General features: G+C 33.6%; 26 protein-coding genes and 2 pseudogenes. 20 read left to right on the top strand and 8 right to left on the bottom strand.

Features of this window, described 5'->3' with window-relative positions; all coding sequences use genetic code 11:
• Positions 1-173 (bottom strand): transposase (locus C568_RS30570; protein ID WP_018781431.1); only part of this gene is annotated, 173 nt, incomplete at its 3' end.
• 358 nt (positions 174-531) lie between these two features.
• Between C568_RS30570 and C568_RS0110155 the strand changes: the two genes are divergently transcribed.
• Positions 532-735, top strand: coding sequence for a DUF1657 domain-containing protein (locus C568_RS0110155; protein ID WP_006094476.1), 204 nt, complete (start codon positions 532-534; stop codon positions 733-735).
• A gap of 325 nt (positions 736-1,060) precedes the next feature.
• Here C568_RS0110155 and C568_RS0110150 read toward each other — a convergent pair whose 3' ends face one another.
• Positions 1,061-1,360, bottom strand: a complete 300-nt coding sequence (locus C568_RS0110150; protein ID WP_018781430.1) for a hypothetical protein — start codon at positions 1,358-1,360, stop codon at positions 1,061-1,063.
• Positions 1,361-1,714: 354 nt separating this feature from the next.
• Between C568_RS0110150 and C568_RS0110145 the strand changes: the two genes are divergently transcribed.
• From C568_RS0110145 to C568_RS0110120, 7 genes and pseudogenes are all read left to right on the top strand, one after another.
• Complete coding sequence (locus C568_RS0110145) at positions 1,715-2,464, top strand: sugar phosphate nucleotidyltransferase (protein ID WP_018781429.1); 750 nt, start codon at positions 1,715-1,717, stop codon at positions 2,462-2,464.
• A gap of 16 nt (positions 2,465-2,480) precedes the next feature.
• Positions 2,481-4,547, top strand: coding sequence for a hypothetical protein (locus tag C568_RS0110140; RefSeq protein WP_018781428.1), 2,067 nt, complete (start codon positions 2,481-2,483; stop codon positions 4,545-4,547).
• A 119-nt stretch (positions 4,548-4,666) separates the two neighbouring features.
• Positions 4,667-5,626, top strand: coding sequence for an NAD-dependent epimerase/dehydratase family protein (locus tag C568_RS0110135; RefSeq protein ID WP_029427123.1), 960 nt, complete (start codon positions 4,667-4,669; stop codon positions 5,624-5,626).
• A gap of 26 nt (positions 5,627-5,652) precedes the next feature.
• Entirely contained in the window at positions 5,653-6,741 is a 1,089-nt protein-coding gene (rfbG, locus tag C568_RS0110130; protein ID WP_018781426.1) for a CDP-glucose 4,6-dehydratase, read from the top strand.
• A gap of 243 nt (positions 6,742-6,984) precedes the next feature.
• Positions 6,985-7,119, top strand: a pseudogene (locus C568_RS36395) (sporulation protein YhbH); the annotation flags it as partial.
• 28 nt (positions 7,120-7,147) lie between these two features.
• A pseudogene (locus tag C568_RS32790) lies at positions 7,148-7,525 on the top strand (DDE-type integrase/transposase/recombinase); the annotation flags it as partial.
• Positions 7,526-7,669: 144 nt separating this feature from the next.
• Positions 7,670-8,176, top strand: coding sequence for a DUF3189 family protein (locus tag C568_RS0110120; protein WP_018781424.1), 507 nt, complete (start codon positions 7,670-7,672; stop codon positions 8,174-8,176).
• A gap of 33 nt (positions 8,177-8,209) precedes the next feature.
• Here C568_RS0110120 and C568_RS0110115 read toward each other — a convergent pair whose 3' ends face one another.
• Positions 8,210-8,476, bottom strand: a complete 267-nt coding sequence (locus C568_RS0110115) for a hypothetical protein (RefSeq protein WP_231398698.1) — start codon at positions 8,474-8,476, stop codon at positions 8,210-8,212.
• A gap of 304 nt (positions 8,477-8,780) precedes the next feature.
• Here C568_RS0110115 and C568_RS0110110 point away from each other — a divergent pair, with 304 nt between their 5' ends.
• Positions 8,781-10,007 (top strand): phospholipase D-like domain-containing protein, encoded by a 1,227-nt coding sequence (locus C568_RS0110110; RefSeq protein WP_018781422.1) that lies wholly within the window; start codon positions 8,781-8,783, stop codon positions 10,005-10,007.
• A 1,084-nt stretch (positions 10,008-11,091) separates the two neighbouring features.
• On the opposite strand, the gene C568_RS0110105 is transcribed toward C568_RS0110110, so the two are convergent.
• A complete protein-coding gene (locus C568_RS0110105) occupies positions 11,092-11,853 on the bottom strand; it encodes a DODA-type extradiol aromatic ring-opening family dioxygenase (RefSeq protein ID WP_018781421.1) in 762 nt (253 codons plus the stop codon).
• Between the two features lie 225 nt (positions 11,854-12,078).
• On the opposite strand from C568_RS0110105, the gene C568_RS0110100 reads away from it, so the two are divergent.
• The 6 genes from C568_RS0110100 (at position 12,079) to C568_RS0110075 (ending at position 17,793) form a co-directional block, all read left to right on the top strand.
• Positions 12,079-13,002 carry an alpha/beta hydrolase gene (locus C568_RS0110100; RefSeq protein ID WP_018781420.1) on the top strand — a complete coding sequence of 308 codons (924 nt, stop codon included), beginning with the start codon at positions 12,079-12,081 and terminating at the stop codon, positions 13,000-13,002.
• A 57-nt stretch (positions 13,003-13,059) separates the two neighbouring features.
• Positions 13,060-13,665: a pentapeptide repeat-containing protein gene (locus C568_RS0110095; protein WP_018781419.1), complete on the top strand. Its 606-nt coding sequence runs from the start codon at positions 13,060-13,062 to the stop codon at positions 13,663-13,665.
• Positions 13,666-13,743: 78 nt separating this feature from the next.
• Positions 13,744-14,190 (top strand): GNAT family N-acetyltransferase, encoded by a 447-nt coding sequence (locus tag C568_RS0110090; RefSeq protein WP_006094493.1) that lies wholly within the window; start codon positions 13,744-13,746, stop codon positions 14,188-14,190.
• A 27-nt stretch (positions 14,191-14,217) separates the two neighbouring features.
• Positions 14,218-14,562 (top strand): YunG family protein, encoded by a 345-nt coding sequence (locus C568_RS0110085; protein WP_018781418.1) that lies wholly within the window; start codon positions 14,218-14,220, stop codon positions 14,560-14,562.
• A gap of 111 nt (positions 14,563-14,673) precedes the next feature.
• Positions 14,674-15,981, top strand: a complete 1,308-nt coding sequence (locus C568_RS0110080; RefSeq protein ID WP_006094495.1) for a bifunctional S-methyl-5'-thioadenosine deaminase/S-adenosylhomocysteine deaminase — start codon at positions 14,674-14,676, stop codon at positions 15,979-15,981.
• 183 nt (positions 15,982-16,164) lie between these two features.
• On the top strand, positions 16,165-17,793 hold the full coding sequence (locus tag C568_RS0110075; protein WP_018781417.1) for a peptide ABC transporter substrate-binding protein: 1,629 nt from the start codon (positions 16,165-16,167) through the stop codon (positions 17,791-17,793).
• 174 nt (positions 17,794-17,967) lie between these two features.
• Here the strand turns inward: C568_RS0110075 and C568_RS0110070 are convergent, their stop codons facing one another.
• The gene (locus C568_RS0110070; RefSeq protein WP_018781416.1) at positions 17,968-18,498 is read right to left on the bottom strand and encodes a GNAT family N-acetyltransferase; all 531 of its coding nucleotides are present in this window, start codon (positions 18,496-18,498) and stop codon (positions 17,968-17,970) included.
• A gap of 200 nt (positions 18,499-18,698) precedes the next feature.
• Between C568_RS0110070 and C568_RS0110065 the strand changes: the two genes are divergently transcribed.
• The 3 genes from C568_RS0110065 (at position 18,699) to C568_RS0110055 (ending at position 21,440) form a co-directional block, all read left to right on the top strand.
• Entirely contained in the window at positions 18,699-19,397 is a 699-nt protein-coding gene (locus C568_RS0110065; protein WP_018781415.1) for a response regulator transcription factor, read from the top strand.
• On the top strand, positions 19,363-20,457 hold the full coding sequence (locus C568_RS0110060) for a sensor histidine kinase (protein ID WP_179862713.1): 1,095 nt from the start codon (positions 19,363-19,365) through the stop codon (positions 20,455-20,457). The genes C568_RS0110065 and C568_RS0110060 overlap by 35 nt, the downstream gene beginning before the upstream one ends.
• An 83-nt stretch (positions 20,458-20,540) precedes the next feature.
• On the top strand, positions 20,541-21,440 hold the full coding sequence (locus C568_RS0110055; protein ID WP_018781413.1) for a M23 family metallopeptidase: 900 nt from the start codon (positions 20,541-20,543) through the stop codon (positions 21,438-21,440).
• Positions 21,441-21,515: 75 nt separating this feature from the next.
• Here C568_RS0110055 and C568_RS0110050 read toward each other — a convergent pair whose 3' ends face one another.
• A complete protein-coding gene (locus tag C568_RS0110050) occupies positions 21,516-22,814 on the bottom strand; it encodes an Nramp family divalent metal transporter (protein WP_006094501.1) in 1,299 nt (432 codons plus the stop codon).
• A 527-nt stretch (positions 22,815-23,341) separates the two neighbouring features.
• On the opposite strand from C568_RS0110050, the gene trhO reads away from it, so the two are divergent.
• A complete protein-coding gene (trhO, locus tag C568_RS0110045) occupies positions 23,342-24,316 on the top strand; it encodes an oxygen-dependent tRNA uridine(34) hydroxylase TrhO (protein ID WP_018781412.1) in 975 nt (324 codons plus the stop codon).
• Between the two features lie 119 nt (positions 24,317-24,435).
• Here trhO and C568_RS0110040 read toward each other — a convergent pair whose 3' ends face one another.
• On the bottom strand, positions 24,436-24,897 hold the full coding sequence (locus tag C568_RS0110040) for a YfbM family protein (protein ID WP_018781411.1): 462 nt from the start codon (positions 24,895-24,897) through the stop codon (positions 24,436-24,438).
• Between the two features lie 319 nt (positions 24,898-25,216).
• Entirely contained in the window at positions 25,217-25,753 is a 537-nt protein-coding gene (locus C568_RS0110035; RefSeq protein WP_018781410.1) for a GNAT family N-acetyltransferase, read from the bottom strand.
• A gap of 171 nt (positions 25,754-25,924) precedes the next feature.
• Between C568_RS0110035 and panE the strand changes: the two genes are divergently transcribed.
• Positions 25,925-26,839, top strand: coding sequence for a 2-dehydropantoate 2-reductase (gene panE / locus C568_RS0110030; RefSeq protein WP_029427113.1), 915 nt, complete (start codon positions 25,925-25,927; stop codon positions 26,837-26,839).
• Positions 26,840-26,951: the final 112 nt, after the last annotated feature.

Genomic DNA, 26,951 nt, shown 5'->3' with positions numbered 1-26,951 from the left:
GATGTATAGCGTTTTTCAAAAGCATTTTCACCTAAGGATTCATATTGTTTAATCCACTGATAGAGCATACTGGGGTGAACATCAATAGATTTAGCAATTGTTTTTCCACCTTCAGTCCCCTCTAAATATCGTCTTATCGCTCGTATTTTTTCTTTTGAAGAAAATTTAGCCATAAAAAAGTGCACCTCCGATTGTTAGACTGTGTCTAACAATCGGGGTGCACTTCAGGGAATTCGACTTTTTTGAATGAAAATTTGCTTAGCGTACAAAATTCGCGTTTTGTTGGCGAGACCCCATCGCCATCAAGCTAAGGTTTTGAAGTACCCCCTAAATGAAAATTTTCTTTCTCTACAGTTAGTTATTTTGAGAAATCAGCTCATTTTTTTGTTTTGGCGGTGTTTACTTTTCTTAAGTTGATAGCGATGTGGCACTACCCCTTTTATAAAGATAACCAAGATTTAGAAATCATATTTTCAGTAGAAAATAGCTATTCTAAATAGTGAATTCATAATTATAAGGAGGAATTTAATTATGACAGTAATTACTAAGCTTAAGCAAACTATTTCTGGATTAAAAAGTGCTCAAGCATGTTTAGAAGGATTTGTTCTTGATACTGACAATCAGCAAGCAAAACAACTGTATCAAAATGCAGCTCAGCAAGCGCAGATAATTATTGATTCTTTAGAACCACGTGTTCAGGAGGTTCAACAAGATGAGCCTCAGTATAATCAATAAAACGCAGTAATCTTCAGATTTTTTGCAGAGGTCTTATCATAGTTAGATTTATATATCTGGGGTTCTGCCGTATGCCCATCAAGTTAAGAAATTGGTTGTTCCTCAAAACGAAAAAATTAAGCTAAATTCTCATAAATAACTGTAAAATAATAAAATTGTCGTTTTGGGGACACTTCAAAATACTAGCTTGATGGGCATGGGCTGAACCCCAATTTGTTTTTTTGGATTTGAAGTGTTGATTTTAAAAGTTTGAGATGGATTGCTACTATCTTTGTCCCTGAGGCAAGATTATGGGGTAATAAAAGATTTATGGCAATGTTATGCTTCAAGCATTACAAGAATGTTCTCTACAAACACTAATAACATCTAGGCTTGTAACATTAATATTCGCACATTCATCAACCCAAACAAGAAATCTGTCTTCAACTTTAATAAAAACTCCTGTTCCATCGATTCGATTGCTACCAGAGAACACTTGAATCTTATCTCCCTCTCGTATGGGATCTAATCTTGAGCGTCTTTTGCGCTCAACAAAGCAATTCTTTTCCTCAAAACATTCTCTTTCACCGAAAAACTCTCTTTCTCGTCTATCAAATCTTCCACGTCTTCTGCGTTCGAAAGACATCGAAATCCAACCCTTTTTAATAAGATTTATATCCCTTTATTCTATGAGTGCACTAAAAGAATGGACTAAGTTTGTTTCATAATGATGAAATAAATGGATCCCTATCCGGTTTTTGTATGTTTAGCTTAGTGATATGTCTATGCTTATTAGATTTTGAAATCCATTTGTAACCTTGAAGTAATGTTAAGGCAATAAGCCTACTCATACATTTGAGTAGGCTTTATTTTGTATTTTAACCAGTATTTTTATGGAAAATATCTTCTGTAAAATTAATGGTACAAGTGTGTATACCATTTATATAGTGATAGCATAATTTAAATTAGCTAAATAACTGAAGGGGATGGAGAGAAGACTATGAAAGTCATAATTTTATGTGGTGGAAAAGGATTGAGGATGCAAGGTATTCTGGGGAATATACCCAAACCATTAGTTCATGTTCAAGGAAAACCTCTCATTTGGCATATAATGAATTGGTATAGCAAGTTTGGACATCATGAATTCGTCCTACCATTAGGGTATGGAGGTGAAAAAATCAAAGAATATTTCATGGACTATATATGGAAAGAACATGATTTTAATTTAGATTTAAAGAATAATCATTACCAGTTGCTTGAAGAACCAGAACAGTGGAATATAAAATTTATAGATACAGGGATTGAAACAATGACCGGAACCAGATTAAAAAAACTTGAAAAGCATATACAGGATGAAATGTTTTTATTAACTTATGGTGACGGATTAGCAAAGATAAATATTAACGAACTTATAAAATTTCATAAAGACAAAGGAAAAATCGCAACATTAACCGGTATAAAAAAAAGTAGTCAATATGGTCTTTTACAGATTGAAAACGGGATTGCTGTGGATTTTAAGGAAAAACCCTTACTTAATGCTGTAATAAATGGAGGGTTTTTTGTATTTAATAAAGGAATATTCGATTATTTGAATGATAATGATTGTATGCTTGAAGAAGAACCTCTACTAAATTTAATAAAAAACAAGGAACTTGCAGTTTATGAGCACAATGATTATTGGATTAGTGTAGACACACCTAAAGATCTTAAAGATGCAAATGAAAGCTGGAACCCTAACAAAAATAGTTGAAAGGAGTGAATAAACATTGCGTTTTAACAATAGAAAGAAAGGTTGGCCGCACCGCTATACTCCCTTTAAAATAGAAAAGGATTTTCCGTTATCTTCAGATGCTTCAGCTATTGACCACTCTAAAAAAACTACAAGCAAACAAATCTATCCTCTACCTTATAATAAACAGCCTCACTCTGAAAATCATTTTTGTGCCATAGTTGGAACAGAATACGTCTTGAAAATAATTGCTTTGCACCAATCTCTAATGCAAAATTCACAAACGTTTACATTATGGATTTGTTGTATAGATGTGTTTGCTTATTCAACATTGAAAGAAATGAACTTGAATAATGTAAATCTTTTGCAGGTAGATGATATAGAAGATCCAAATTTGAAAGATATTAAAAGAAATAGGACAGTCAGTGAATATTGTTGGACTTTAAAGTCCGTACTTATTGAATATTTATTGGTAAATTATAATTTGCCATCTGTTCTTTATTGTGATAGTGATTTATATTTCTTCTCTGATCCTAACACGATATTTGAAGAATGGGGTGACAATTCTATTTATCTTTGTCCACAGAGAGACCGTGACTGGGTAGAAGAAAAATATGGGAAATATCAGGCTGGGTTAATTGGGTTTAAAAACGATTTCTACGGATTAAAAAGCGTACGATGGTGGAAAGATAAATGCTTAGATTGGTGTAGTGCTAATCCTGATAAAGGAAGATTTGGTGACCAAAAATATTTAGATTTAATTCCTATTTACTTTCCAAAAGTAAAAATCTCAAGCGATCTAGGTATAAATGCCGCACCTTGGAATTGTATTTATAATAACAATTATATAATTGATAAAAATCAAAACGAGGTATACATTGAAACAGATAAACTAATTGTATATCATTTTGCATGCATTACCGTTTTCAATGAACAGGATTTTGACCTTTGGTCTTTAGGTAAAATTTCAATACCGAATAATATATTACACCTTATCTATACGCCCTATCTAGAAGAAATTCAGTTTATCCTCACAAAATTGACAGAAAAATTAGGTGAAAAAACACAGCGCCTGTTAAGTGTTAAAGACATAAATGAGGCGCAAACTTTATATAAAGATTCACAGTTAAGAAGAAAAATGAATCTATCAAATCATTTTATGAATTATTCAATGATTATAAGTCAAAAACGTTTAATTCAAGGTCTGACTTGCTATTATTCCCTAGAAAGCCATGGCACAAATTTTATTGTGTGGATCTGTTGTATGGATAATTTTACTTATCAAATTCTAACAAACTTAAAATTGGAGCATGCAATACTGATTCATGTGAAAGACATAGAAAATCAAGAACTCTTAAGTATAAAGAATGAAAGAAGTTTGCAGGAATACTGCTGGACATTAAAAGCCCCTCTATGCCTTCATATTCTTAAATATTATTCTGAAGTTGATCACATTATATACTGTGACGCAGATATGTTTTTCTTTACAAAGCCTAATATAATTTTAGATGAATGGTGGAAGTATTCTGTATTTCTTTGTCCACAGAGAGGCACTACTGAACTGGAAAATGCACATGGCATGTATCAGGCCGGCCTAATAGGATTTAAAAATAATCAAAACAGTAAAGATATTTTAACATGGTGGAAAGATAAGTGCCTGGAATATTGTTTGGATGTATATGATGTTGAGATGAATAGATGGGGAGATCAAAAATATTTAAATCACATTCCCGATTTATTTTCTAACATTAAAATCATGACTCAAAAGGGTATTAACGCTGCACCTTGGAATCTAATTTTAACCAATCATTCTTCTATAACCAACACAGAAAACAGGATTTTTATAGATCAAGATGAATTAATCGCTTTTCACTTTGGGAGTATGCAAATTATTAATGAAAATGAATTTGATTTATGGAAACAAGAACATGTAGAAATAGATCCGTCAATTTTAGAATATATATATATTCCTTATATCGAAAAAATACAAAATACTTGTCGCGTACTTAATAATATCTTTTCTCTTACCCCTTTATTTGTTGGAAACTTAGATGAGTCCTCTGTAAAAAACTATTTCCAATATCCTCCCTCATTTTTTAGATGAAATCCATTCTCTCTTTTATATAACTAGTATTATTCCCTAATTCACACGAACTTCTTAAGTAAAATTATTTATTCCTTTTACTCAAAAATTTGTAAGGAGACAAATGAAATTATATGAATATAATTGACCATTTTAAAAATAAAACGTTTCTTATCACTGGCGGATACGGTTTTATTGGTTCTCATTTAGTAAGAAGATTATTGAAATTACAAGCAAAAATCGTTATTTTAGCCAGAAAGTCATCAAATCCTTGGCGTATTAAAGACCTATTAAAAAGTATCAAACTTTATGAAGTAGATATACGCAATAAGATACAAGTTCAAAATATTATAAAACAAATCCGTCCTGATTATATTTTTCACTTTGCTGCATACGGAGTAAATTCAGCTCATAAAGATTACATGAATGCTATTGAAACGAATGTTTTAGGTACAATTAATATTATTCAGGCAACAAAGTCTATAGATTGCAAAAAGATTATTAATATTGGAAGCAGTTCTGAGTATGGAAATAAAACAGAATCTATTAAGGAAGATATGGAATTAACACCAGTAGATATTTATGGAAGTAGTAAAGCTGCAGCCACTATAATTGCTCATCAAGTCGCGGCTGAAAACAATATCGATCTTATAACCTTAAGACCCTTTGGAGTATTCGGAGAAGGTGAAGAACCACATAAAATTTTTTGCTATATTATTTTACAGGTATTACAGAATAGAAATGTAAACTTAACGTTATGTAATCAATTAAGAGATTACTGCTATGTAGATAATATTATAGATGCTTGTATGCTAACAATTGAAAATAATTCTATACAAAATGAGATTTTTAATATTGGAAGCGGTGAAACTCACCCTTTAAAATATTATGTGGAATTACTCTTTAAACACTTGCAGACTAATAAAAGACCCAATTATGGTGCGTTATCCTATAGAACGAATGAAAGAAGGATTTCTAAACCAAATATTAATAAAATTAAAAGTATGCTCTCTTGGGAACCACGCATAAGTATTGAAGAAGGTATTATTAAAACTGTTAATTGGTATAAACATAATGCACATCTATATCCGAATGTATGAAAATCTATTTCTAAGGTGTGAATCAATTGTTCAATAATAGCTTTAAGAATGTATTTCATGGAAAAAAGATTTTAATCACAGGACACACTGGTTTTAAAGGCTCTTGGTTATCCATATGGTTAAAAGAATTAGGCGCGACTGTAATTGGATATTCTTTAGATCCTAAAAATAAAAAAGATAACTTTAATTTAACAAACCTTCAAAACGACATAATTGATGTTCGTGGGGATATTAGAGACTATAATAAATTAAATAAGCTTTTCAAAGAATATAAACCTGAAATTGTATTTCATTTAGCCGCACAACCACTTGTTAAATATTCTTATGAGCACCCTAAAGATACGTATGATATAAATGTTATGGGAACAATGAATATATTAGAAGCAATTCGTTTACATGAATCCACTAAAATAGGAATTATAGTTACAAGTGACAAGTGTTATGAGAACAATGAATGGGTTTGGGGATACCGTGAAAATGACCCAATGGGTGGACATGACCTTTATAGTTCTAGCAAAGGATGCTGCGAACTATTAATTTCCTCCTACCGCAACTCTTATTTTCCAGAAAAAAAATATGAGCACCATAAAAAAATAATCGCAAGTGTTCGTGCTGGCAATGTAATTGGCGGAGGAGATTGGTCAATAGGCAGGATTATTCCTGATTGTATACGAGCACTGGAATCAAACCAAGTAATTTTCATTAGAAATACTAATGCAGTAAGACCTTGGCAACATGTACTTGAACCCTTAAGTGGATATTTACTTCTAGCAGAAAAAATTTTAACTGATGGGGTCCTTTTTTCTGGTGCATGGAATTTTGGTCCAAAACTAAATAATATTGTCTCAGTAAAAGAGCTTGTTACCGGTATGATAAAGTCCTGGGGATGTGGGAATTGGATATCTTCAAATGTAAATCCAGAAGAATTTCATGAGGCAACATTCCTGAACCTAGATATAAGCAAAGCAAAATTCAAGCTCAATTGGGAACCAAAATGGTCCCTTCAACAGACTTTAGACCATACAGTAGACTGGTATAAAAATTACAAGGCGTACTCCAGTACAGAGCTGAGAAATTTATGTGTTGATCAAATTAAACAATATGTGCAGTCTTAAGAAAAGAAAAGCTATAATCCCTTTCTCATTATATACTTCGGAATGTATCATTCATTTGGCACTTATCATTCCTTTAAAATATCCCATCTATGATTCTCCTTACTCTATTTTGCAAAGGTTTAGCCTACTTTTAAAAACTTTGCAACAGAACCAGAAAAAGAAAAAGAATAAACAAAACAAAAAAGTCATGACAAGTGAGTTTTGGGAACAGAATCTATTTGAATTTGGTTACATCCTTGCTAATTAAACCAGTATAATCGCTCATCATCTACCCTTTTTTCTGTTTATAAAAACATTGAAGATGAGAAGTTTAGGTATTATATAGTGAAAAATAAAAAGGATATTTTTTACTGCCTTAAAAAGTTCCTTAAGAAATAAATTGAAATATAAAAGTGATTAAATGTATAGAAATCATAGGGCTGCAAAGCGATTCTTCAAGAAAGCTTTGCGGTCTTTTCATGTCCCTCTCCCCCGTGTGATTACAGTTGATAAAAATCCAGATTATCCAATCGCCATAGAAAAAATGAAGAAAGAAAAAAAGATGCCACTAGGCATCCAAATCAGGCAGATAAAATATCTAAATAACATTGTGGAACAAGATCATCGTTTTATTAAGAAACGCGTACGCTCTATGATGGGATTCAAATCATTTTAAACAGCAACCGCTATATTGAGTGGTGTGGGAGTCATGCATATGATGAAAAAGAGACAGATTAATTTAAAGAATCAGTCTGTCCAAAATCAAAAAGAATTCATCCATCAATTATTTAGGCTGACAGCATAAAATACAATCCCGTTAGAAATATATGTGCTATATTCCCTTTTATTTTATCTTTGTACCAGAACCAAATATATCAGTCCTTGATTAGTAAATGATGAAATGGTGATACTAATCAATATTGAACGTAAATGACAAAGGAATGAGAACATGATTTTTATTTACACTGATTATGGCGGAACGCATACAACCTCACTAGCTGCAGCGTATCATTTAAACAAACTACCAATTGATTGGAATTTAACGAGAGAAGAAATTTTAAATGTGGACTATTTTAATAAACTTAAAACTTCTGATATGGGAAAAATTATTTTTCATGGCCGAGATGAGGGAGGCAATCCTGTTTATACAGTAGGGTGCGGGGCATCTAAAGTTGTGGTACCATCTATGAAAAATCTAGGCGAAATTCTTCAACATCAATATCAAAACAACGAAAAAATCATTTTTTCAAATACGTCACCAACCGTTCCACTTCCTATGACGTTTGGTGGTTTATTCTCTAGAAGATTACATATTGATTTTATTGGTGTTCCATTACTTGTATGGGGAGCAAAGATTTGTTGTGACAATGTACAAAGACTGGTGGATTATACAAAAGAAGCTGGTAGACTGACAAACGATTACGTTGTTATATTAGAGAATAAGACTTTCAAATGAAAAAAGCAGGATACATTGCTATCCTGCTTTTTTCTATAACATTTCAACTTTCTTTCGAATCACAACCTTATCAATTTCGTGTTCTTCATCGCCGATAAATAAGCCGCGTTCTTTCAAATACATTTCAAAATATAAATCAGCTTCCGCGCGTTCATCATAAGGTTTTACAGATATAACCCCTCTCTCTCTAGCTAATTGTTCTAAAGCATCAGGTGACATATATCGTTGTAACTCTTTAGAAAACAATTCTAGTTTATCAAAAGTCGATAAGTTCATGCTAAACACGCCATCCTTTCCCATGGTTCTACAGAAAGAATAGCGTTTTTTTTCATTTTAAGGAAATTTAGTTTTGTTAGCTTGATAGTGATGTGGCGGGATTCCTTATCCGAAAAAGATAAGAGGTTGGCTTTTTCGGATACTACCGATAAGTGGGGTTATGTTAACTTGACTTGAATAGAAAATTCATAAGAAAATCTACCATGTAAGAACGTAATTTACTTACATGTTCTATGGTAAAGACTAGCTTCATGGATGGCTATGGAATAATTTTGTCCCGATAACAAAAACTAACAGAAAAAACAACGATATATAAAGGAGATTAGATATGCTGAAAAAGATAGGTAAAATTTTCCGATTGCTCCTCTTTGTATTTATCGGCGTATGTTTTATTTTGTTTGTTTGGGATGAAATTGACAGAACAGTAGCTAAAAAAAGTGGGAGATTTGCCCAAAAGCCTAGCCAGTACCCTATTCGTCAAAGTGATATTACTATGTATACAGATGGGAAACAGTTAAACAATCAATTATTCTCAGATATAAAGAAAGCAAAACATTACGTGCATATTAGCTTCTTCTCTATTGCTGATGATAAAGTAAGTCATCAGTTTCTAGATTTGTTGAGGCAAAAAAGTCAGGAAGGTGTAGAAGTATACTATGCAGTGGATAGGCTAGGAGGAATTTTACTAAAGAAAAAGGAAAGAGAATTATTAGTTAAAAAAGGAGTGCATTTTACGTATTACAATAAGCCTGCTTTTCCTTATCTTTCTGCTTCTTTGGATCATCGAAATCATCGTCGTATTTCAGTTATTGATGGAAGGATTGGATACATTGGCGGATTTAATATTGGCAAGAAGTATTTAGGAGAAAAAGCAAAACTCGGTCACTGGAGAGATTATCACTTTCAAATACGAGGAGAAGGAGTTCAAGATCTAGAACACCAATTTGTTTTAGACTGGAAGAAAAACTCAGAGAAACCGATTCCGATACACAGTGCGACAAAGGAAAAGGGAACAACCTCGCATCGATTTACTGCATATTACAGCGGAGAAAAACTTGGGCAAGATTATGCAAGGCTGTTTCAACAAGCAAAAGAGTCCATCATTATAGTAACACCTTATTTTATACCAAAAGACAAAACTATTTGGAACGCATTAGTAGATGCAAGGAAGAGGGGAGTTCGTGTCAAAATTCTGTTCTCACCTCATTCGGATGCACTGTTAGTTAAAGAAGCAGCGTACCCATATATCCGAAAAGCATTAAAACAAGGGATGGAAGTATATGGTTATAAAAGGGGAGTGTTACACGGTAAAGCATTCTTGATTGATGAAAACGTATTGATGGTTGGGACCGTGAATTTTGATTCGCGCTCGTTTCATTTAAATGAAGAAATGAACTGTTATATCCATGACCCTGTCTATATTTCTAAAATAAAGCCAGTCATTCATGCAGACTTACAAAATTCAAAGCGAGTAACATCCTCTGACGTCAATCAATTATCTATAAAAGAAAAAATGAAAGAAAAGGTTGCAAAAATGTTTGAGTATTATTTGTAAAAACAAAGGAGTTAGGTGGGAGGTAAACTGTCCGTAAAAGCCCGATTGGTGAAGGCTAATAATCAGTGGGGGATAAATAAAACCCCCACTGATTAAAGGTTCACTTTATCATATTTTAAATGTATACTTTTCTTCCTAATTTTGAGGATATTAGGGGGATTGGGATAAACCTAATATTTATGAGGATTTGAATGTAAACTAATGTTTGGAAGTTTACTTTGGAGTATTTAAAAAATAACATAAATTGTAGTTAGTGTATCTCAATGATTCTACATAGAATGTATCTAAGCTGAACACAAAAGAAACCCTTCTAATTAGTTTAGAGGGATTTCTTTTGTTTATAAGGGAGTAGCACCACATCGCCATCAAGCTAAGATCTTAAAGTATCCCCCAAACGGAAATTTTTTGTTTTTTATAGCACCGAAGTTCATTTTTATCATTTTTGGGAAGAATGTGTTTCTTAACTTGATAGCGATGGAACCCCTTTAAAGAGTTGTTGTATTTTAGACTCAATAATCATTAATCCCTCATGCCTCCTTACAGCGGGAATGATAAGGCATTTTTTATTTACCCAATTACCGAGTTCTCAAATGTTTTAAATAGTTATCCACCCCCTAATCACCGAGTATGTTTATTTCTCTAAACCGTTGTCCATAATAATAAATAAAGACAAACCCTTTATCCTTAAGATACAAGCTCTTTCTCAAGAGTATCAAACTCGGTGATTAGGGTAGAGTGGTATACCATCACTAATTAGATGTAAATAGTTATTAATGTCTTTTTATGAATAACTGGTGCCAGAATTTATGAACACTAACTGGATAGAGAATTGTGAATTGGTTCACTTAAAGTAATGGGGGCGTTAGTTCAACAACAAAAAATAATGTTGTTGTGGTAAATGAGGTCATTTGTGGTACAAAAAAAGGATAGAACATACAGAATTATTCTGTCTGTCACTATTCTCTTCTTTTATTCTTATATAATGTGTAACATTATATGTCTATTCTTGTTAAGACAAGGATTGATTCAAATTTCTTGAAACTAAATAAAAGAACCGTGCTTCATCCTTTTTGTTCGAAATCAGTTAAAACTGGAAGCAAAGGTAACTTAATGTTCCAAGCTCATAGCTACGATGAATGACTTTCCCTTCAGCATTACCACTTCCCATAGCGATGAAAAGAGGGACAAAGTGCTCTGCTCTTGGAACGGCTAAACGGGCGTGAGGAGCGGCAGTTTCCCAGTTAAACAATGAATCTTTATCGTTATTTTGCATATGATTTATAATCCAATCATCAAATTCAACAGCCCATCGTTCAGGAGTCACTTGATCCCATTTGAGTGCACGTAAATTATGGACAGTAACACCGCTGCCGATTGCTAAAATATCCTCTTGACGAAGTCCTTGAATCGCTTGTCCAATTTCATATTGCTCTTTTGCGGGAAGGAATGGATTTACTGAAATTTGAACGACAGGTATATCAGCTTTTGGATACATACGATGTAATAGTGTCCATGAACCATGATCTAATCCTCGAGTTGTATCTTTGTGAACGGGAATCCCGTTATTCTTAAATTTTGTTTCTAGCATTGTTGCAATGGCTGAAGAACCTTTTGCTTTATATTTTATTTCATATAATTCAGGAGGGAATCCGCCGAAATCATAAATTGTTTCATATTCATTATCTGAAGATGAGATAGTTAATACTTCAGTTTCCCAGTGTGCTGTAAAAATAACAATTGCTTTTGGTTTATATGTTTCTCCAAGTGTTTTTAGAAAACGTGTATAATCTGTATCTTGAATAGCAAGCATTGGTGAGCCGTGCGCTAAAAATAATGATGGCATCATAAGTGAAACCTCCTAAAATATATTAATTACTTTATGTAAGTAACTATAATATTTAATTTGTTGTTCGTCAAGATAATGGTTTGAGTCTTTGCTTAGAAAGTGCAGTGTTTGTCATAATACAAACAATTGCATATAATACATAGTAAGAAGAATGAATAGTGATTCATTTTTTAGATATATAGATTGCTATTGTTAATAGATTATATAGATTTGGGGGCCTTCAAAATGGACATACAGGAAAGCTTTATTACGGTATTGGATGGATCGGAAATTTATTTGCGTAAGTGGCTGACGGAAAGTGAAATTCGTGGAATTGTACAGATTGCACATGGTATGACGGAGCATGCTGGTGTCTATATAGAATACATTGATGCCTTATTGAAGGCTGGTTATGGTGTATATGCTCATGATCACCGGGGACATGGAAAAACAGCAAAACAAGAAGAGGATTATGGCCATTTCGAACCGAATGTTGGCTGGGATCAAGCTGTTTCTGACATAATCTTTGTATCGGAACTTATTCGTAATGAACATACTTGTCCGCTCTTTTTATTAGGTCACAGTATGGGTTCTTTCTTATCTAGACGTGCTGTACAACTTCGTGGTGACCTATATGATGGATTCCTTATTTCTGGGACAGGTGGAAACCCTGGATTTTTAGGTGTACTAGGTTATAAAGTGGCAACGATTGAAATGAAGCTTCGCGGCACAAAAACGAAAAGTCCAATGTTGAACTTTTTGTCATTTGGAAACTTTAATTCCAATTTTAAACCGAATCGGACAAAGTTTGATTGGCTTTCTTCAGATACAAATCAAGTTGATAGATACATAGAAGATCCGTTATGTGGTTTTATTTGTTCAACGAGTTTTTACCGTGAATTATTTAGTGGTATGCTGGAAGTGAATAGACCAGAAGAATATAAAAAAACGCCGAAAGACCTTCCTATACATATTTTTTCCGGAGATCGTGATCCAGTGGGAGATATGGGGAAAGGCGTAAAAGAAGTATACGATATGTATAAAAATTGCGGTGTGAAAGATGTAACACTTCGCCTATATGAAAATGGAAGGCACGAAATGTTCCATGAAGTAAATAGGGATGAAGTATTTCAAGATTTGATTTCTTGGTTAGATGAACATATTATATAAAAAGAAACCTCACTTTTGTTGTAGTGAGGTTTCTTTTTGGGAATTTGGAGGGAAAGCATGAGTGAATTTGTAAATAACGAGTATATAGAAATAGATTTTCGTGATGTTGCTATAAAAGAAGAGGAATTAAAAAATTGTACATTTATAAAGTGTCGTTTTAGAGGTGTAGATGCATCAGAAATTGTAACGGAAAATTGTAATTTCATAGAATGTGACTTCACAGGCGCTCTTTTTAATGCTTCAATTCACCAGGGAAGTACGTTTGCAAATTGTAAATTTTCTGGAGCAAATTTATTTGTTTCTAAGTTTGAGGAATGTAAAATGACGGGTTCTGATTTTGAAGAGGCGAATTTAGATGGAATAACGATTGTATTTGGCGATTGGTCATATACAAATTTAAGATTTGCGAATTTAAGTAAACAAAAATTAAAGGGTATTCGCTTAGTTGAAGCGGATCTTTGTGAATGTAATTTAGAAAAAGCTGATTTACGTGATGTTGATTTAACAGGTGCACAATTAGGAAAAGCGAAGCTTATAGGTGCAGATTTAAGAGGAGCTGTAGTGGATAGAATTGACTTTAGAGCATTTGATTTACAGAATGTAAGATTGGATATAACGCAGGCGGTTGCTGTGGCGAGGTGTTATGGAGCGAAGGTAGATTAAAATGATGAGAGAACTCTTACTATGATAAAGTATCAGTAAGGGTTCTTTTTGTAATTTAAAGGAAAGGGAGAGGGGAAAATGGTAGTGAGGAAAGCATTATTAAACGAGGCAAATGAACTGAGTCATATAGCACTAGCATCAAAGGCAACTTGGGATTACAGCGAAGAATTTATACTAGCATGTAAGGAAGATTTAACGATTACGGAAGAGTATATTAAAAATCATTACGTATATATTTTAGAAAATAAAGGAGTGAAAATTGGTTTTTTTTCATTTCAACGAAAAGAAGAAGATGTTCTCGATTTTTTATATTTACATCCAAATTATAAGGGAAAGGGTTATGGTAACATTCTATGGCAAAGTGTCGTAGAAAAAGCAGTTGAATTAGGAATTAAGAGTTTTACAATTGATAGTGATCCAAATGCGAAAGGCTACTACATGAAAATGGGTGCAAAATTGATTGGAGAGACACCTTCAACAGTTTTTAAAGATCGTGTTCTGCCACTTTTGCAATATGATGTATAAAAATGAGTATACATGGGAGATGCTGAAATGGATGGTTTTGAAATCGCACAAATCTACAAGATTTTAATGAAATCTTGGTCACTTGAAACAAGTTCAAAGTGGACGATAGAAAATCCGGCAAAAGGGCAATGTGGTGTAACAGCACTTGTTATACATGATTTGTTTGGAGGGGAAATAAAAAAGACGCAAGTTGGCGAAGATTGGCACTTTTACAATGCTATAAATGGAAAGCGATATGATTTTACCGCAACACAATTTTTTGAAGAGATAGCTTATATGGATATTCCTTCTAATAGAGAAGAAGCATTTGCAGACACAAATGATAGGCAATATTATGCTTTAAAACAGAAAATGCATATCTTTATGCAATAGAATTTGTTTGAAGTGAAATATCTTTTGACTCTTAATGTCCAATGAGTTACTATAATGGTGGTAACTTTTTAAAGGGAAACATACTTTATAGAGTCGAGAGGGGAAATACTTTTGAAAACAGCTTATGTAAGCGCTACGATTGCAACGCTAAATGAACAGAATGAATTGTTTGAAAACGGATATATCATTGTAGAAGATGATAAGATTATAGAAGTACAAAATGGAGAATTTTCTAATCGAAATCAAGTGGATCAAGTGATAGATTTGAAGGGAAAGTGGCTATTTCCAGGTCTTGTGAATACGCATACACATGTTGTGATGAGTCTTTTACGTGGCATTGGTGATGATATGTTATTACAGCCGTGGCTTGAAACAAGAATTTGGCCTCTTGAAAGTCAATTTACGCCAGAGCTTGCTGTTGCTAGTACAGAACTTGGTTTATTAGAAATGGTAAAAAGCGGTACAACAACATTTTCTGATATGTTTAATCCAATTGGTGTAGATCAGGATGCGATTATGGAAACGGTTCGTAATAGTGGAATGCGAGCAGCGGTTTCAAGAACTTTATTTAGTTTTGGAACGAAAGAGGATGAAAAGAAAGCAATTCAAGATGCTGAAAAATATGTAAAACGATATTACAGTGAAAACGGAATGTTAACAACGATGGTTGCTCCTCATAGTCCATATGCATGCTCTACCGAAATGTTAGAAGAGTGTGCGAGAATCGCGGTGGAAAACCATACGATGGTTCACATCCATCTTTCAGAAACAGAGCGTGAAGTACGCGATATTGAAGCGCGATATGGCAAACGTCCTGTAGAATATGCAGCGAGCTGTGGTTTATTTAAGAGACCGACAGTTATTGCACATGGCGTTGTGTTAAATGAAGATGAGCGCGCATTCTTAGCGGAACATGACGTTCGTGTAGCACACAATCCAAATAGCAATTTAAAATTAGGGTCTGGTATAGCGAATGTTAAGGGAATGTTAGAAGCGGGAATAAAAGTTGGTATTGCAACAGATAGCGTTGCATCTAACAATAATTTAGATATGTTTGAGGAGCTTCGAGTTGCAACTTTATTGCAAAAGGGTATTCATAAAGATGCGACTGCATTACCAGTTGAAACAGCTCTTTCACTCGCAACAAAAGGAGCGGCAGAAGTCATTGGGATGAAACAAACAGGTTCCATTGAAGTAGGAAAGTGTGCTGACTTTATTACAATTGATCCATCCAATAAGCCGCATCTACAGCCAGCAGAAGAAGTGTTGTCACACCTTGTGTATGCAGCAAGTGGAAAAGATGTATCTGATGTTGTAATTAATGGGAAACATATTGTGTGGAATGGTGAATGTAAAACATTAGATGAAGAGCAAATTATTTTTGAGGCAAGTCGTTATAAACGAGGATTGGGGATGTAGTTGAAATAGAGGAATTGATAACGAACGCTTCCCTTTTTAATAAAATACAAGAGGGAAGCGTTTTTTTTGTGAATTTTATGTGAAACGAATAAATATTCAATAGAATATCACGACTTTATACTGGTCCTTCTGTTATAATGTATAACGTTTTATAATATTATTTGAATTTAAGGAGAAAAATTCATGAAGCAGAAAAAGAGCCGCTTACTAGTAATTACACTTGTCACATCTTTGATTTTATCGGCTTGTAGTAGTACAGCGAATAAAGTTAATAAAGAGGATCAAAAACAAGTGTTAAATGTAACAGTATCAGAAGAAATTCCTTCTCTTGATACAGCGAAAGTGATGGATGGTACATCATCACATGTGATGCAAAATATATTTGAAGGGTTGTATGTGCTAGATAATCAAGACAAGCCCGTACCTGGTGTGGCGAAGTCATTTGAGAAAAGTGAGGATGGGAAAAGATATACATTCCATTTGCGTAAAGATGCAAAATGGTCAAATGGGGAATCGGTAACAGCACATGATTTTACTTTTTCGTGGAAACGGACATTGAGTCCTGAAACAGCATCTCAATATGCATACATGCTATTTTATATAAAAAACGCACAAGAAATTAATAAAGGTACATTGGCTACTGATCGACTAGGAGTAAAGGCATTAGATAATTATACGCTAGAAGTACAGTTAGAGCAGCCTGTCCCTTATTTATTGCAATTATTAGCGTTGCCTATTTATTTACCACAGCATGAATCATTTGTGAAAGAACAAGGAGATCGTTATGGATTAGAACCAGATAATCTTATATATAATGGAGCGTTTGTGTTAGAAAAATGGAAGCATGAACAAGAATTTCAATTGAAGAAAAATGATACATATTGGGATAAGCGGAAAGTGAAGCTAGATGAAATAAACTTTCATATTATAAAAGATACAATGACAGCTGTAAATTTATATGAATCTGGTAGTCTTGATCGAGTACCTATTAATTCTACATTTGTAGACCAATATAAAAACAATAAGGAGCTACATGTGTCAAGTGATCCTGCTATAGCTATGCTTCGCTTTAATGAAGGGAATACTTCACTAGCAAATAAAAAACTTCGGCAATCAATTTCTTTAGCAGTAAATAAAGAAGAGCTTATAAATCACTTTATAAACAACGGTGCATCTCCTGCGCATGGCTTGATTCCAACAGGGTATAAGAATGAAGTAACCGGGAAAGATTTTCGAAAGGAAAATGGGAATATTGCTGATTACGATTTAGAAAAAGCAAAAGAACTTTGGGAAGACGCGAAAAAAGAGCTTGGCACGGAAAATGTTACAGTGGAGTTCTTGACATTTGAGCAAGATAATGCAAAACGTATAGCTGAATATATAAAAGGAGATTTAGAAAAGCATTTACAAGGTTTAACAGTGCAGATTAAACAGCAACCATTTAAGCAAAAATTACAACTAGAACAAACAGGGCAATATGATATATCTATGGTAGTATGGGGACCAGATTACAAAGATCCGATAAATTATTTAGAATTATTTACGACAAATAGCCCTAATAATAAGATGGATTACTCAAATTCTAATTATGATGATCTTATAAAGAAAGCAAAATATGATATTGTACTAGATCAACAAAAAAGATGGAAAGCCTTACAAGAGGCAGAACGAATAGTATTGGAAGATGCGGCAGTTGCTCCTCTTTATCATACTGGTTCAGCATATATACAGAAGGAGCGTATAAAGGGCATTGAGAAGCATCAATTTGGCGGTGTATACACGTATAAACATGCTTTTATAGCTGAAAAATAAAAATACTGAGGTGGAAAAGAGCTAATTGCTTGATACAGAAATATTAGCTCTTTTTTAATTGGTTTTTGAATCATTTTAAAACAAATTTAGAAAAAGCTTTTTCAAGGGAAATGTTGTATTTAAGTTTGAAAATTATATTTTAGTTAAAGTAAAGGGATTGTGTTATTCTTTTTATTAAACAGATTTTAGTAAAGAATAAACGTTTGTATCATATGGAATTCCATTTTGATACATATAATTTTGTAGAACTCCTTCTTTTTTAAACCCTAGTTTTGTTAACAATTTATTGGATGATTCATTTTCAAGAAAAACAATCGCTCCAATACGTGTTAAATGAAGTGTATGGAAACCATATGATATAACTTGAGAAACTGCTTCAGTAGCATAGCCATTTCCCCATTGCTCAGGGAAAAGTGCATAACTTATATTTGCTCTTTTATGTTCAGAAGACCAATCGTGAAAACCGATTGTTCCAATAATGCCTTTCGTCCCCTTTCGTTCAATTCCCCATTTTATACCATGTTTTTCATTGTAACTTTCTGCAAAATTTCTAATGATTTGTTTTACCTGATCTATACTTTTTAATGGATTTTGACCATAGTAACGTAATACATCTGTATTAGAAAAGCAATTTAATATACTTTGTGCATCAGATTCTGTAAGTTCTCTCAAAATGAGTCGTTCTGTTTCTAATATCGGAAACATTTTTTCACTCCTTTTTGTATAAAATTTATTTATTATTCTATATTAAAATCAGAAAAAAACAAACTTTTAAAATATTGATCGTGAAATAATTATAATGAGAACTTTAGAAACTGACTAAAAAGAAATGATAATTCTCTTTTGCTACATGTTAATATAATCTTATGGAATATATTTCAAATGATTATGGAAGAGGATGGGTTATGAAACAACAATCTATATTAATCGTAGATGATGACGCAGATATTGTTCAATTAATTGAAGTGCACTTGAAACAAGACGGTTTTAAAGTTTTTAGAGCTTATAATGGGATAGAGGCATTAGATATTTTAGATTCGAATGACATTCAGCTGACTATTCTTGATATTATGATGCCTGCCATGGATGGAATTGAGGTATGCCGAAGAATAAGAGAACGGCATACTATTCCTGTTATGTTCTTAAGTGCAAAAGCGACAGATATAGATAAGGTTATTGGACTAAGCACAGGCGCAGATGATTATATAACGAAACCATTTAGTATGATGGAGCTCGTAGCACGGGTGAAGGCACAATTAAGAAGATATACATATTTCAATCAAGTGCCAAGCGAAGTGCATAAAAACAAAATTAAAATCAGAGGTTTGGAGATAGATGAATTATCTAGAAAAGTGATGTTGTACGAGAAAGCTATTAATCTTACAAAAACGGAATACGATATATTACATCTTATGGCTAAAAATAGAAACCGGGTATTCACATTAGAAGAAATATATGAAAGTATTTGGAGAGAAAGAGCTCATGAAAGCAATAATACTGTCATGGTTCATCTTGCAAGGTTAAGAAATAAGATAGAAGAAAATCCAAAGAAGCCAACAGTTATACAAAATGTTTGGGGAGTCGGTTATAAAATTGAAGACTAAATTATTGCAAGGGATTAGGATGAAATTTTTTCTTGTTTTTATAAGTAGCATTTTATTCTCTACTATTTGCATTATAGTATTTCAAAGTTTGGCTGGAAGTATGCATGAGGATGTTATGAGATTAGAAGAAGAATATTCTTTTATTTACTTTGTTATTTTTCTCATTTTAACTTCGCTCTTTTTTCTACTATTATCAAAGAATATGATGAAAAGATTGGAGCAAATCAATCAGGGTGTGAAACAGATAAGTAAAGGTAATTTGGAAGTACGTATACCCGTTTTGAAAAGTGATGAGATTGGAAAGTTAGCGACCGATATTAATGGGATGGTAAAAAGTTTAAAGGAGTCGATTGAAAAAGAAAAACAATCACAAGAAATGAAAAATGAAATGATTCATAACATCTCTCATGACTTACGAACACCTGTAACATCTTTAATAGGTTATGTTGATTTAGTGGAAAGTAAGCTTTATTCCAATATAGAGGAATGTGATCAGTATGTAGCGGTATTAAAGCGAAAAAGTGATGAGTTAAAAAATCAAATAGATGATTTACTAGAATATTGTCATATAAACTATAAGGAACGTCAGTTACATAAAGAAATAATAGAGGCTAAACCATTAATAGAACAAATTATGATTGATTTTGTACCGCAATTAGATGAGGAAAAGATGCATTTTGACATTGAGTGTAAACAAACTGTACAAATTGAAGTAGATATAAAATTAATCATAAGGCTAATGCAAAATGTAATCAGTAATAGTATTTTATATGGGAAGTCTGGAAAGAAAATCGTTATTGAAGTGTTAGTTGAAAACGTGAATGCCCAAATAAAAATAAAGAATTATGGACCACGCATTTCAGACGAAGACATTCCGTATGTATTTGAAAAATTTTATCGTGGAGAAAAGTCAAGGAATGCTCATACTGGTGGAAAAGGAATGGGGCTTGCTATCGCTAAAAGTATTGCTCACATCCATGAAGGTGATCTAACAGTGGATAGTAATAAAGAAGAGACAACATTTACTATCATTTTACCAAGATATAAAAGGAAATCGTAAGAAAGTCGTAAGTATTTCTTTCATATGTCGTAAAGTCTGTTCTGTATCATAGCGAATGAAGATATGGAAACGGAGGATATAATATGTGGAAGAAAATTATACTTACTATTTTTGTTGCAATTTTGTTGATAGGTTGGAGCTTAATTTATGTAGCTAGGGGCATTGTATCTATCTTTGCTTGGTGGGGAATACAAGCTTTTAGTTTCTTTTCTATCGTAATTTTTATCATCACAATGACTACAATTATTTGGATTTTGTTTTCTAGAAGACGTATAGATAAAACAATTATTTTTATTTTGATTCTATCTGTAGCTGGAGCTTGGCCAGCAGGATGGTTTGTTGGAATAGGACAAATTGCTTATCCGGCAGATGTTCATTCTGCAACTCCAAAAGCAACGATTCGTCTTCCAATGAATCAAACTGCATTAGTAGGATGGGGAGGAAATCGACTTGAAACGAATTATCACGCCTGGGCACCAAATCAACGTTGGGCATATGATTTTCTCGTTCCACCAGCGGGAATAAAAAGCTCAAAATTAGAAGATTACGGTATATATGGGGCAGAGGTAGTAGCTCCGGCTTCTGGAACAGTTATATCGATTAATACTGATGAACCTGATTTGAAACCAGGAACTGATGATTTTGATTCTATGGCTGGTAATCACATATATTTTCGCTTAGATGAAACAGGAACATACCTTATCCTTGCTCATTTGAAGAGAGGATCGGTACTTGTGAAAGAAGGACAACACATAAACGAAGGAACAGTGGTTGCGAAAGTTGGAAACTCAGGAAATTCCAGTGAGCCACATTTACATATTCATCATCAACGGCAAGATCCATCCAAGACGAGCATGTTTCTTTCGGAAGGCTTACCGTTATATTTTCGGGATATTGATGGGCACGCTATGCCAGAAGGTGGTATTCGTGTGAAAAATGGAAATGCGGTACCAATAGGTGATGTGATTTCACCTTTAACCTAAAATAAATCCCCTTTGTTTAAGCAAAGGGGATTTATCATGGCATCTTATAAAATAAAAATCAAAAACATAATAGCTTTATTGTCCAGTAAATGTTTGATACAGTAAGAAAATATTTAAAGCGATAACTAGAGCCGCGATTAACCAGGCAATTGCGCTTGTAATACGATGATTAACTAGCACGCCCATAATTTTTTTGCTACTTGTAAACATAATAAGAGGTACTAATGCAAACGCGATTCCAAATGATAATACAACTTGACTCATAACAAGAGCGTAAGTTGGATTCACCCCTAAAGCAATAATAACAAGAGGCGGAATCATTGTAATAAAGCGTCTTACATATAAAGGAATATGCATGCGGATAAATCCTTGCATAATAATATCACCAGACATTGTACCGACGGAAGAACTAGATAAACCAGCAGCCAACAATCCAATTCCGAAAAGGCTGGCTGATACAGGTCCAACTAAATTGCTAAATTCATTAAAAGCAACGTCTAAATCTTTAACATGTAATCCGTTTTTGAAGAACAGGGCAGCTGCTACGATTAGCATACTTGCGTTAATTGCTCCAGCAATCACCATTGCAATAATGATATCAATGAATTCAAAGCGAAAAATCTTTTTGCGCTGTTCATCTGTTGTTCCAACTACGCGGCGCTGCGTTAAAGCAGAATGTAGATAAATTGCATGTGGCATTACTGTTGCACCTAAAATCCCAGCTGCAAGTAAAATACTATCTACACCCTGAAATTTAGGAATAAATAGTCCCGAAAGAAGGGGACTTAGCTCTGGTTTCGCATAAAACATTTGTACACCAAATGCAACAACAACAATAAAGACCATCCCTGTAATAACAGCTTCTAATGGGCGGAAGCCTCTGCGCTGAAATTCAAGAATAATGAATGATCCGATTGCTGTGATTAAAGCAGCAGGTAACATTGGAATGCCAAATAGCAAATATAATCCTAAAGCAGCACCGATAAACTCGGCTAAATCAGTAGCCATAATAACGAGTTCACCCTGTATCCATAAACCAATTGAAACGGGTTTTGGGAAATGTTCGCGAGCAACTTCTGGAAGGTTTTTACCAGTAGCAATCCCGAGTTTCGCTGATAGAGACTGAATTAAAACGGCCATTAAATTGGAAGCGAGAATTACCCAAAGTAGTAAATAACCATATTGTGATCCAGCTGCAATATTTGTAGCGAAGTTCCCTGGATCAATATAAGCAACAGATGCGATGAATGCAGGTCCTAGAAAAGGTAATAATTTTTTTAGTCCCTTAGTTTCACCACTTAAAGCTAGATGAGCAGATTGAACGGTTGTACTTTGAGAAGGGACGTGTTCATCTTTTGTTATATTTTTATTCATAGTAGTTTTCCCCTTTAGTTTCTTAGCATGATGCAATTATTGTATTTATTCTTACTATCTATTTCAATACATTTAGATGTTTTAGTTGATTTTTTTATTTGAACACAAATGTTTCCTTAATGCAAATTATATGACTGTGTACAATAAAAGGTGTACTTGAAATAACTATGTAATAAAAATAAATAAATAGCTAACATACAGTTATAACTTTTGGGATTGTAGGAAAATTAACCTATAATATGGAATGGAAAAGGCTGTTTTTTAATTGTAAAACAGGGATTACAGCATATTAATTGCTGGAAACCAATTTGTATGTTATATAATATATTGGGATTACATCACAACTCTATTGGATTGTGATGTAATCTCGTTTTTCATTTGCGTTAACTTATAGGAAAACATTGTAAATAGGAGAAAGTTATTTGAGCAATAGTTAACATATCTTTTCTTATTCTTATATGTTCCGATATGATCGTTAACTTATACATGATTTTAAAATATCGAATTAGATAGGTGGTAAAAATAAAATGTCAAATACAAAACCATACAGAGTGTTACTGTACTACATGTACACTACAATTGAGAATCCGGAAGAATTTGCTGCTCAGCATTTAGAATTTTGTAATTCACTTGAGTTAAAAGGAAGAATTCTTGTAGCAGAAGAGGGGATTAACGGAACTGCTTCAGGTACTGTTGAACAAACAGAGGAATATATGGAAGCAATGAAGAACGATTCACGTTTTGATGGAATCGTGTTTAAAGTGGATGAAGCTGATGAACATGCGTTCAAAAAAATGCATGTGCGCCCTCGTTCAGAGCTTGTTACACTTCGTTTAGAAGATGATATCAATCCGAAAGAAACAACAGGTAAGTATTTAGAACCAAAAGAGTTTTGTGAAGCAATGAAGGAAGAAAATACAGTTATCATAGATGCAAGAAATGATTATGAATATGAGCTAGGGCATTTTAGAGGCGCGATTAAACCTGATATTAAATCATTCCGCGAACTACCAGATTGGATTGATGAAAATAAGGAAATGTTCGAAGGTAAAAAGATTTTAACATATTGTACAGGTGGTATTCGCTGTGAGAAGTTTTCAGGCTGGTTAGTGCGTGAAGGCTTTGAGGATGTAAGTCAGCTTCACGGCGGAATTGTAACGTACGGAAAAGACCCTGAAGTGCAAGGTGAACTATGGGATGGACAATGTTACGTATTCGATGAGCGTATTGGTGTACCAGTAAACCAAAAAGAACATGTTATTGTTGGGAAAGACCACTTTACAAAAGAACCATGTGAGCGCTATGTAAATTGTGCAAATCCAGAATGTAACAAACAAATCTTATGCTCGGAAGAAAATGAAGAGAAATATTTACGTGCATGTTCACATGAATGCCGTGTACACCCGCGCAATCGTTATGTAAAAGAGCATGAATTAACAGAAGAGCAAGTGGCTATCGCATTAGAAAAAATTGAAGAAGAAAATAAAGTGAAATTAGGATAATCGTTCACTTTCATAAAAAACGGATCTTATCGTCAAAGAGAGGATCCGTTTTTTTATCGTTTTAACCGAGAAGCCCCTCTCCTCTAATAGAAGTGAAGGGGAGGGTAGTTCACTTCTATTTAGATAATGAAAAAAATTACACATTGCTTGTTTGCAGCAGCTTGCTTATATAAATCCTTAATTTCTAAAAAGTAACTATAGGTATATTCTAATATTTCATCCGGGTCATCATCTTCAACAAGTGGATAAAGCTGTTCATCCATTAATTCTTGAAAGTTGTACATGTTGTTGAAATCAGATTCGCTTAAATCTTTTATTGCAGAATAGACCTCTTCGACTTCACTAGTTGTAAGATAAAATGTACCGAGAGAATCGTTATCTATGATGGAATCATTAAGCGGTACGACATGTCCAAGCGGTGGTTCGCCTCCGCCAATCTCACCACATAAAGTAAAATGAAGTAACTGCCATGACTTATCGATATCTAAATCAGATTCTCTAAAATAAATGTCTAACTCGTTATTGTTGATTTTACTTAATTCCTCATCTGTAACTAATAGATACTGTCCAATCATCCCCATAATAGCCAGCTCCTCTAAAGATTTTGAATTTAGTATATCATATTTTATGTAGGTGTTTTTTTGGGATGGAAGAGGATTTTAACTTATTTATAAGATATGAGAAAATATAGATTACTTCTGGTGAATCAAAACAAGGGAAATGTTTAAATAAAAGAGTAGGCCATAAAAATTTGTGGCCTACTCTTTTTATAATCATTCATTTAGATGTTAAAACGTAATTGTTAAAAGGAGGTTTCTGCGTTTTTTCTTCTTGAAATTTTGATTTTTATGGTGGAAGTAAAGCTTTCGTATTATTGATATTCGCTAAAAAGAAGAGAAGCTACTTACTCTTGTTATAATCAGATCTTGTTAAACCATAAACAACAGTATTTTCATACACTCCCCAATACAAACAACTTTGTTTAAATGTTCCCTCATGTTTCAAGCCTAATTTTTGCATGACTTTAGAAGAAGCAGGATTTTTAGTAAAAGCATCAGCATAAATACGATTTAGCTGTAATTCTTCAAATGCATATGTAACGATGACCTGACCGACTTCTGTACAGCCCCAATAGGATTTACCCAGCCAGTATCCTAGTTCTCCTTTATTGTGTTTTTTGTTAATAAAAAGGTAAATACAACCGATGAGCATATTTTGCTCATTAACCATTGCAAAGTGAAAACTGTCTCCCTTATCCATAGCTGTATGAGTAGAGGTAATCCACTCTTCTGCCCAGCCATCTGGATAAGGGTGAGGAATAATTGTAGTAGTTTTCGCAACCTCTTTATCGCCTGCTAATTCTTGAACTCTCGGAGCATCATCTAATTCAAAGGGGCGTATTGTTAATCTTTTAGATAAGAACATTGGATATTGCATTTCTTCTCATCCTTTCTAACTATACAAGTCTTTACTAAGTCTATAATACATAATTTTAAAATAAAACCTTATTAAAAAGTTGAATCTTCTGTTTAATTAATGAGTCAGATGTATAATATAGTTATGTTACAAGGAAGTAAAATTTTCATGTTTGGAAAAGGGGAGTTCTATATGCGTATTTTAGTACTAGGAGCTGGAGGAGTCGGAGGGTATTTTGGAGGCCGTTTAGTAGAAAAAGGGGAAGACGTTACTTTTCTCGTTCGTAGTGGACGAAAACAACAGCTTGAGAAAAATGGTCTTGCTATTCGTAGCATAAATGGAGATTTCTCCTTTATACCACAATTAATCACAAAAACTGAATCCGCAGATCCATTCGATTTAATTTTATTTTCAACAAAAACTTATCATTTAGAAGAAGCAATAAACGATTTGAAGCCATTTGTTGGTGAGAACACAATTATTATACCACTACTAAATGGTATAGCTCATCTATCTGTATTACAACGGGTATTTGGTGAGGATAAAGTTATTGGAGGTTTGTGTTTTATTGAAACAACATTAAACGGTGAGGGAGATGTTGTTCAAACTAGCTCTGCTGACCGACTTGTATTTGGGGAAATTAAACATCTACATACAGAGCGAATATATGAGATTGCCGATGCATTAAAGGGTACAAAAGCAAGTTTTGTTTTGAGTAATCATATCGTGCAAGATATGTGGCATAAATATTTATTTATTACTGTTATGTCAGGTGTGACTACGCTAATGCGCGCACCAATAGGACCAATTCGTGAAAGTGATGGGGGACGGGACTTGATTCGGAATTTATTTGAAGAAGCAGCACAGATTATGAAAGCATCTGGAGCCCCAATTCAGGATAATATTGTTGACGAACATATGAAGACGATCGATAAGATTTCATATGATATGAAATCTTCTATGCAGCGGGATATGGAGAAAGATTCACCTATCGAGGGGGAGTACTTACAAGGATATTTGTTAAAATTAGCAAAACAATTTCATATAGATGCGCCATTGTTAAAAATTATTTATCAAAATTTAAAAGTTTATGAAGAGATGCTGTAAGCGAACATTCCAACAGTCTATAGAGAGATTCGTAGACCTGCTGGTGTGACGGGTTTTCGAGGAGACATTTCCAAGTGAGTTACTGTAAATGAGATATAATTGGCTTGTTGTC

Origin of the sequence: Bacillus sp. 95MFCvi2.1, from assembly GCF_000374965.1 — a bacterium.
GTDB classification, from domain to species: Bacteria; Bacillota; Bacilli; order Bacillales; family Bacillaceae_G; genus Bacillus_A; species Bacillus_A pseudomycoides.
This window is presented reverse-complemented; position numbering and strand designations above follow the sequence as displayed.

Coding starts and splice junctions, on each gene's coding strand:
- C568_RS0110040 (WP_018781411.1), bottom strand. CDS start 24,897: ATGGGGATGATTGGACAGTATCTATTAGTTACAGATGAGGAATTAAGT.
- C568_RS0110070 (WP_018781416.1), bottom strand. CDS start 18,498: ATGTTTCCGATATTAGAAACAGAACGACTCATTTTGAGAGAACTTACA.
- C568_RS0110085 (WP_018781418.1), top strand. CDS start 14,218: ATGGATGGTTTTGAAATCGCACAAATCTACAAGATTTTAATGAAATCT.
- C568_RS0110055 (WP_018781413.1), top strand. CDS start 20,541: ATGTGGAAGAAAATTATACTTACTATTTTTGTTGCAATTTTGTTGATA.
- C568_RS0110150 (WP_018781430.1), bottom strand. CDS start 1,360: ATGTCTTTCGAACGCAGAAGACGTGGAAGATTTGATAGACGAGAAAGA.
- C568_RS0110100 (WP_018781420.1), top strand. CDS start 12,079: ATGGACATACAGGAAAGCTTTATTACGGTATTGGATGGATCGGAAATT.
- C568_RS0110120 (WP_018781424.1), top strand. CDS start 7,670: ATGATTTTTATTTACACTGATTATGGCGGAACGCATACAACCTCACTA.
- C568_RS0110145 (WP_018781429.1), top strand. CDS start 1,715: ATGAAAGTCATAATTTTATGTGGTGGAAAAGGATTGAGGATGCAAGGT.
- trhO (WP_018781412.1), top strand. CDS start 23,342: ATGTCAAATACAAAACCATACAGAGTGTTACTGTACTACATGTACACT.
- panE (WP_029427113.1), top strand. CDS start 25,925: ATGCGTATTTTAGTACTAGGAGCTGGAGGAGTCGGAGGGTATTTTGGA.
- C568_RS0110035 (WP_018781410.1), bottom strand. CDS start 25,753: ATGCAATATCCAATGTTCTTATCTAAAAGATTAACAATACGCCCCTTT.
- C568_RS0110065 (WP_018781415.1), top strand. CDS start 18,699: ATGAAACAACAATCTATATTAATCGTAGATGATGACGCAGATATTGTT.
- C568_RS0110075 (WP_018781417.1), top strand. CDS start 16,165: ATGAAGCAGAAAAAGAGCCGCTTACTAGTAATTACACTTGTCACATCT.
- C568_RS0110060 (WP_179862713.1), top strand. CDS start 19,363: ATGTTTGGGGAGTCGGTTATAAAATTGAAGACTAAATTATTGCAAGGG.
- C568_RS0110155 (WP_006094476.1), top strand. CDS start 532: ATGACAGTAATTACTAAGCTTAAGCAAACTATTTCTGGATTAAAAAGT.
- C568_RS0110095 (WP_018781419.1), top strand. CDS start 13,060: ATGAGTGAATTTGTAAATAACGAGTATATAGAAATAGATTTTCGTGAT.
- C568_RS0110105 (WP_018781421.1), bottom strand. CDS start 11,853: ATGATGCCATCATTATTTTTAGCGCACGGCTCACCAATGCTTGCTATT.
- C568_RS0110050 (WP_006094501.1), bottom strand. CDS start 22,814: ATGAATAAAAATATAACAAAAGATGAACACGTCCCTTCTCAAAGTACA.
- C568_RS0110115 (WP_231398698.1), bottom strand. CDS start 8,476: ATGGGAAAGGATGGCGTGTTTAGCATGAACTTATCGACTTTTGATAAA.
- C568_RS0110110 (WP_018781422.1), top strand. CDS start 8,781: ATGCTGAAAAAGATAGGTAAAATTTTCCGATTGCTCCTCTTTGTATTT.
- C568_RS0110090 (WP_006094493.1), top strand. CDS start 13,744: ATGGTAGTGAGGAAAGCATTATTAAACGAGGCAAATGAACTGAGTCAT.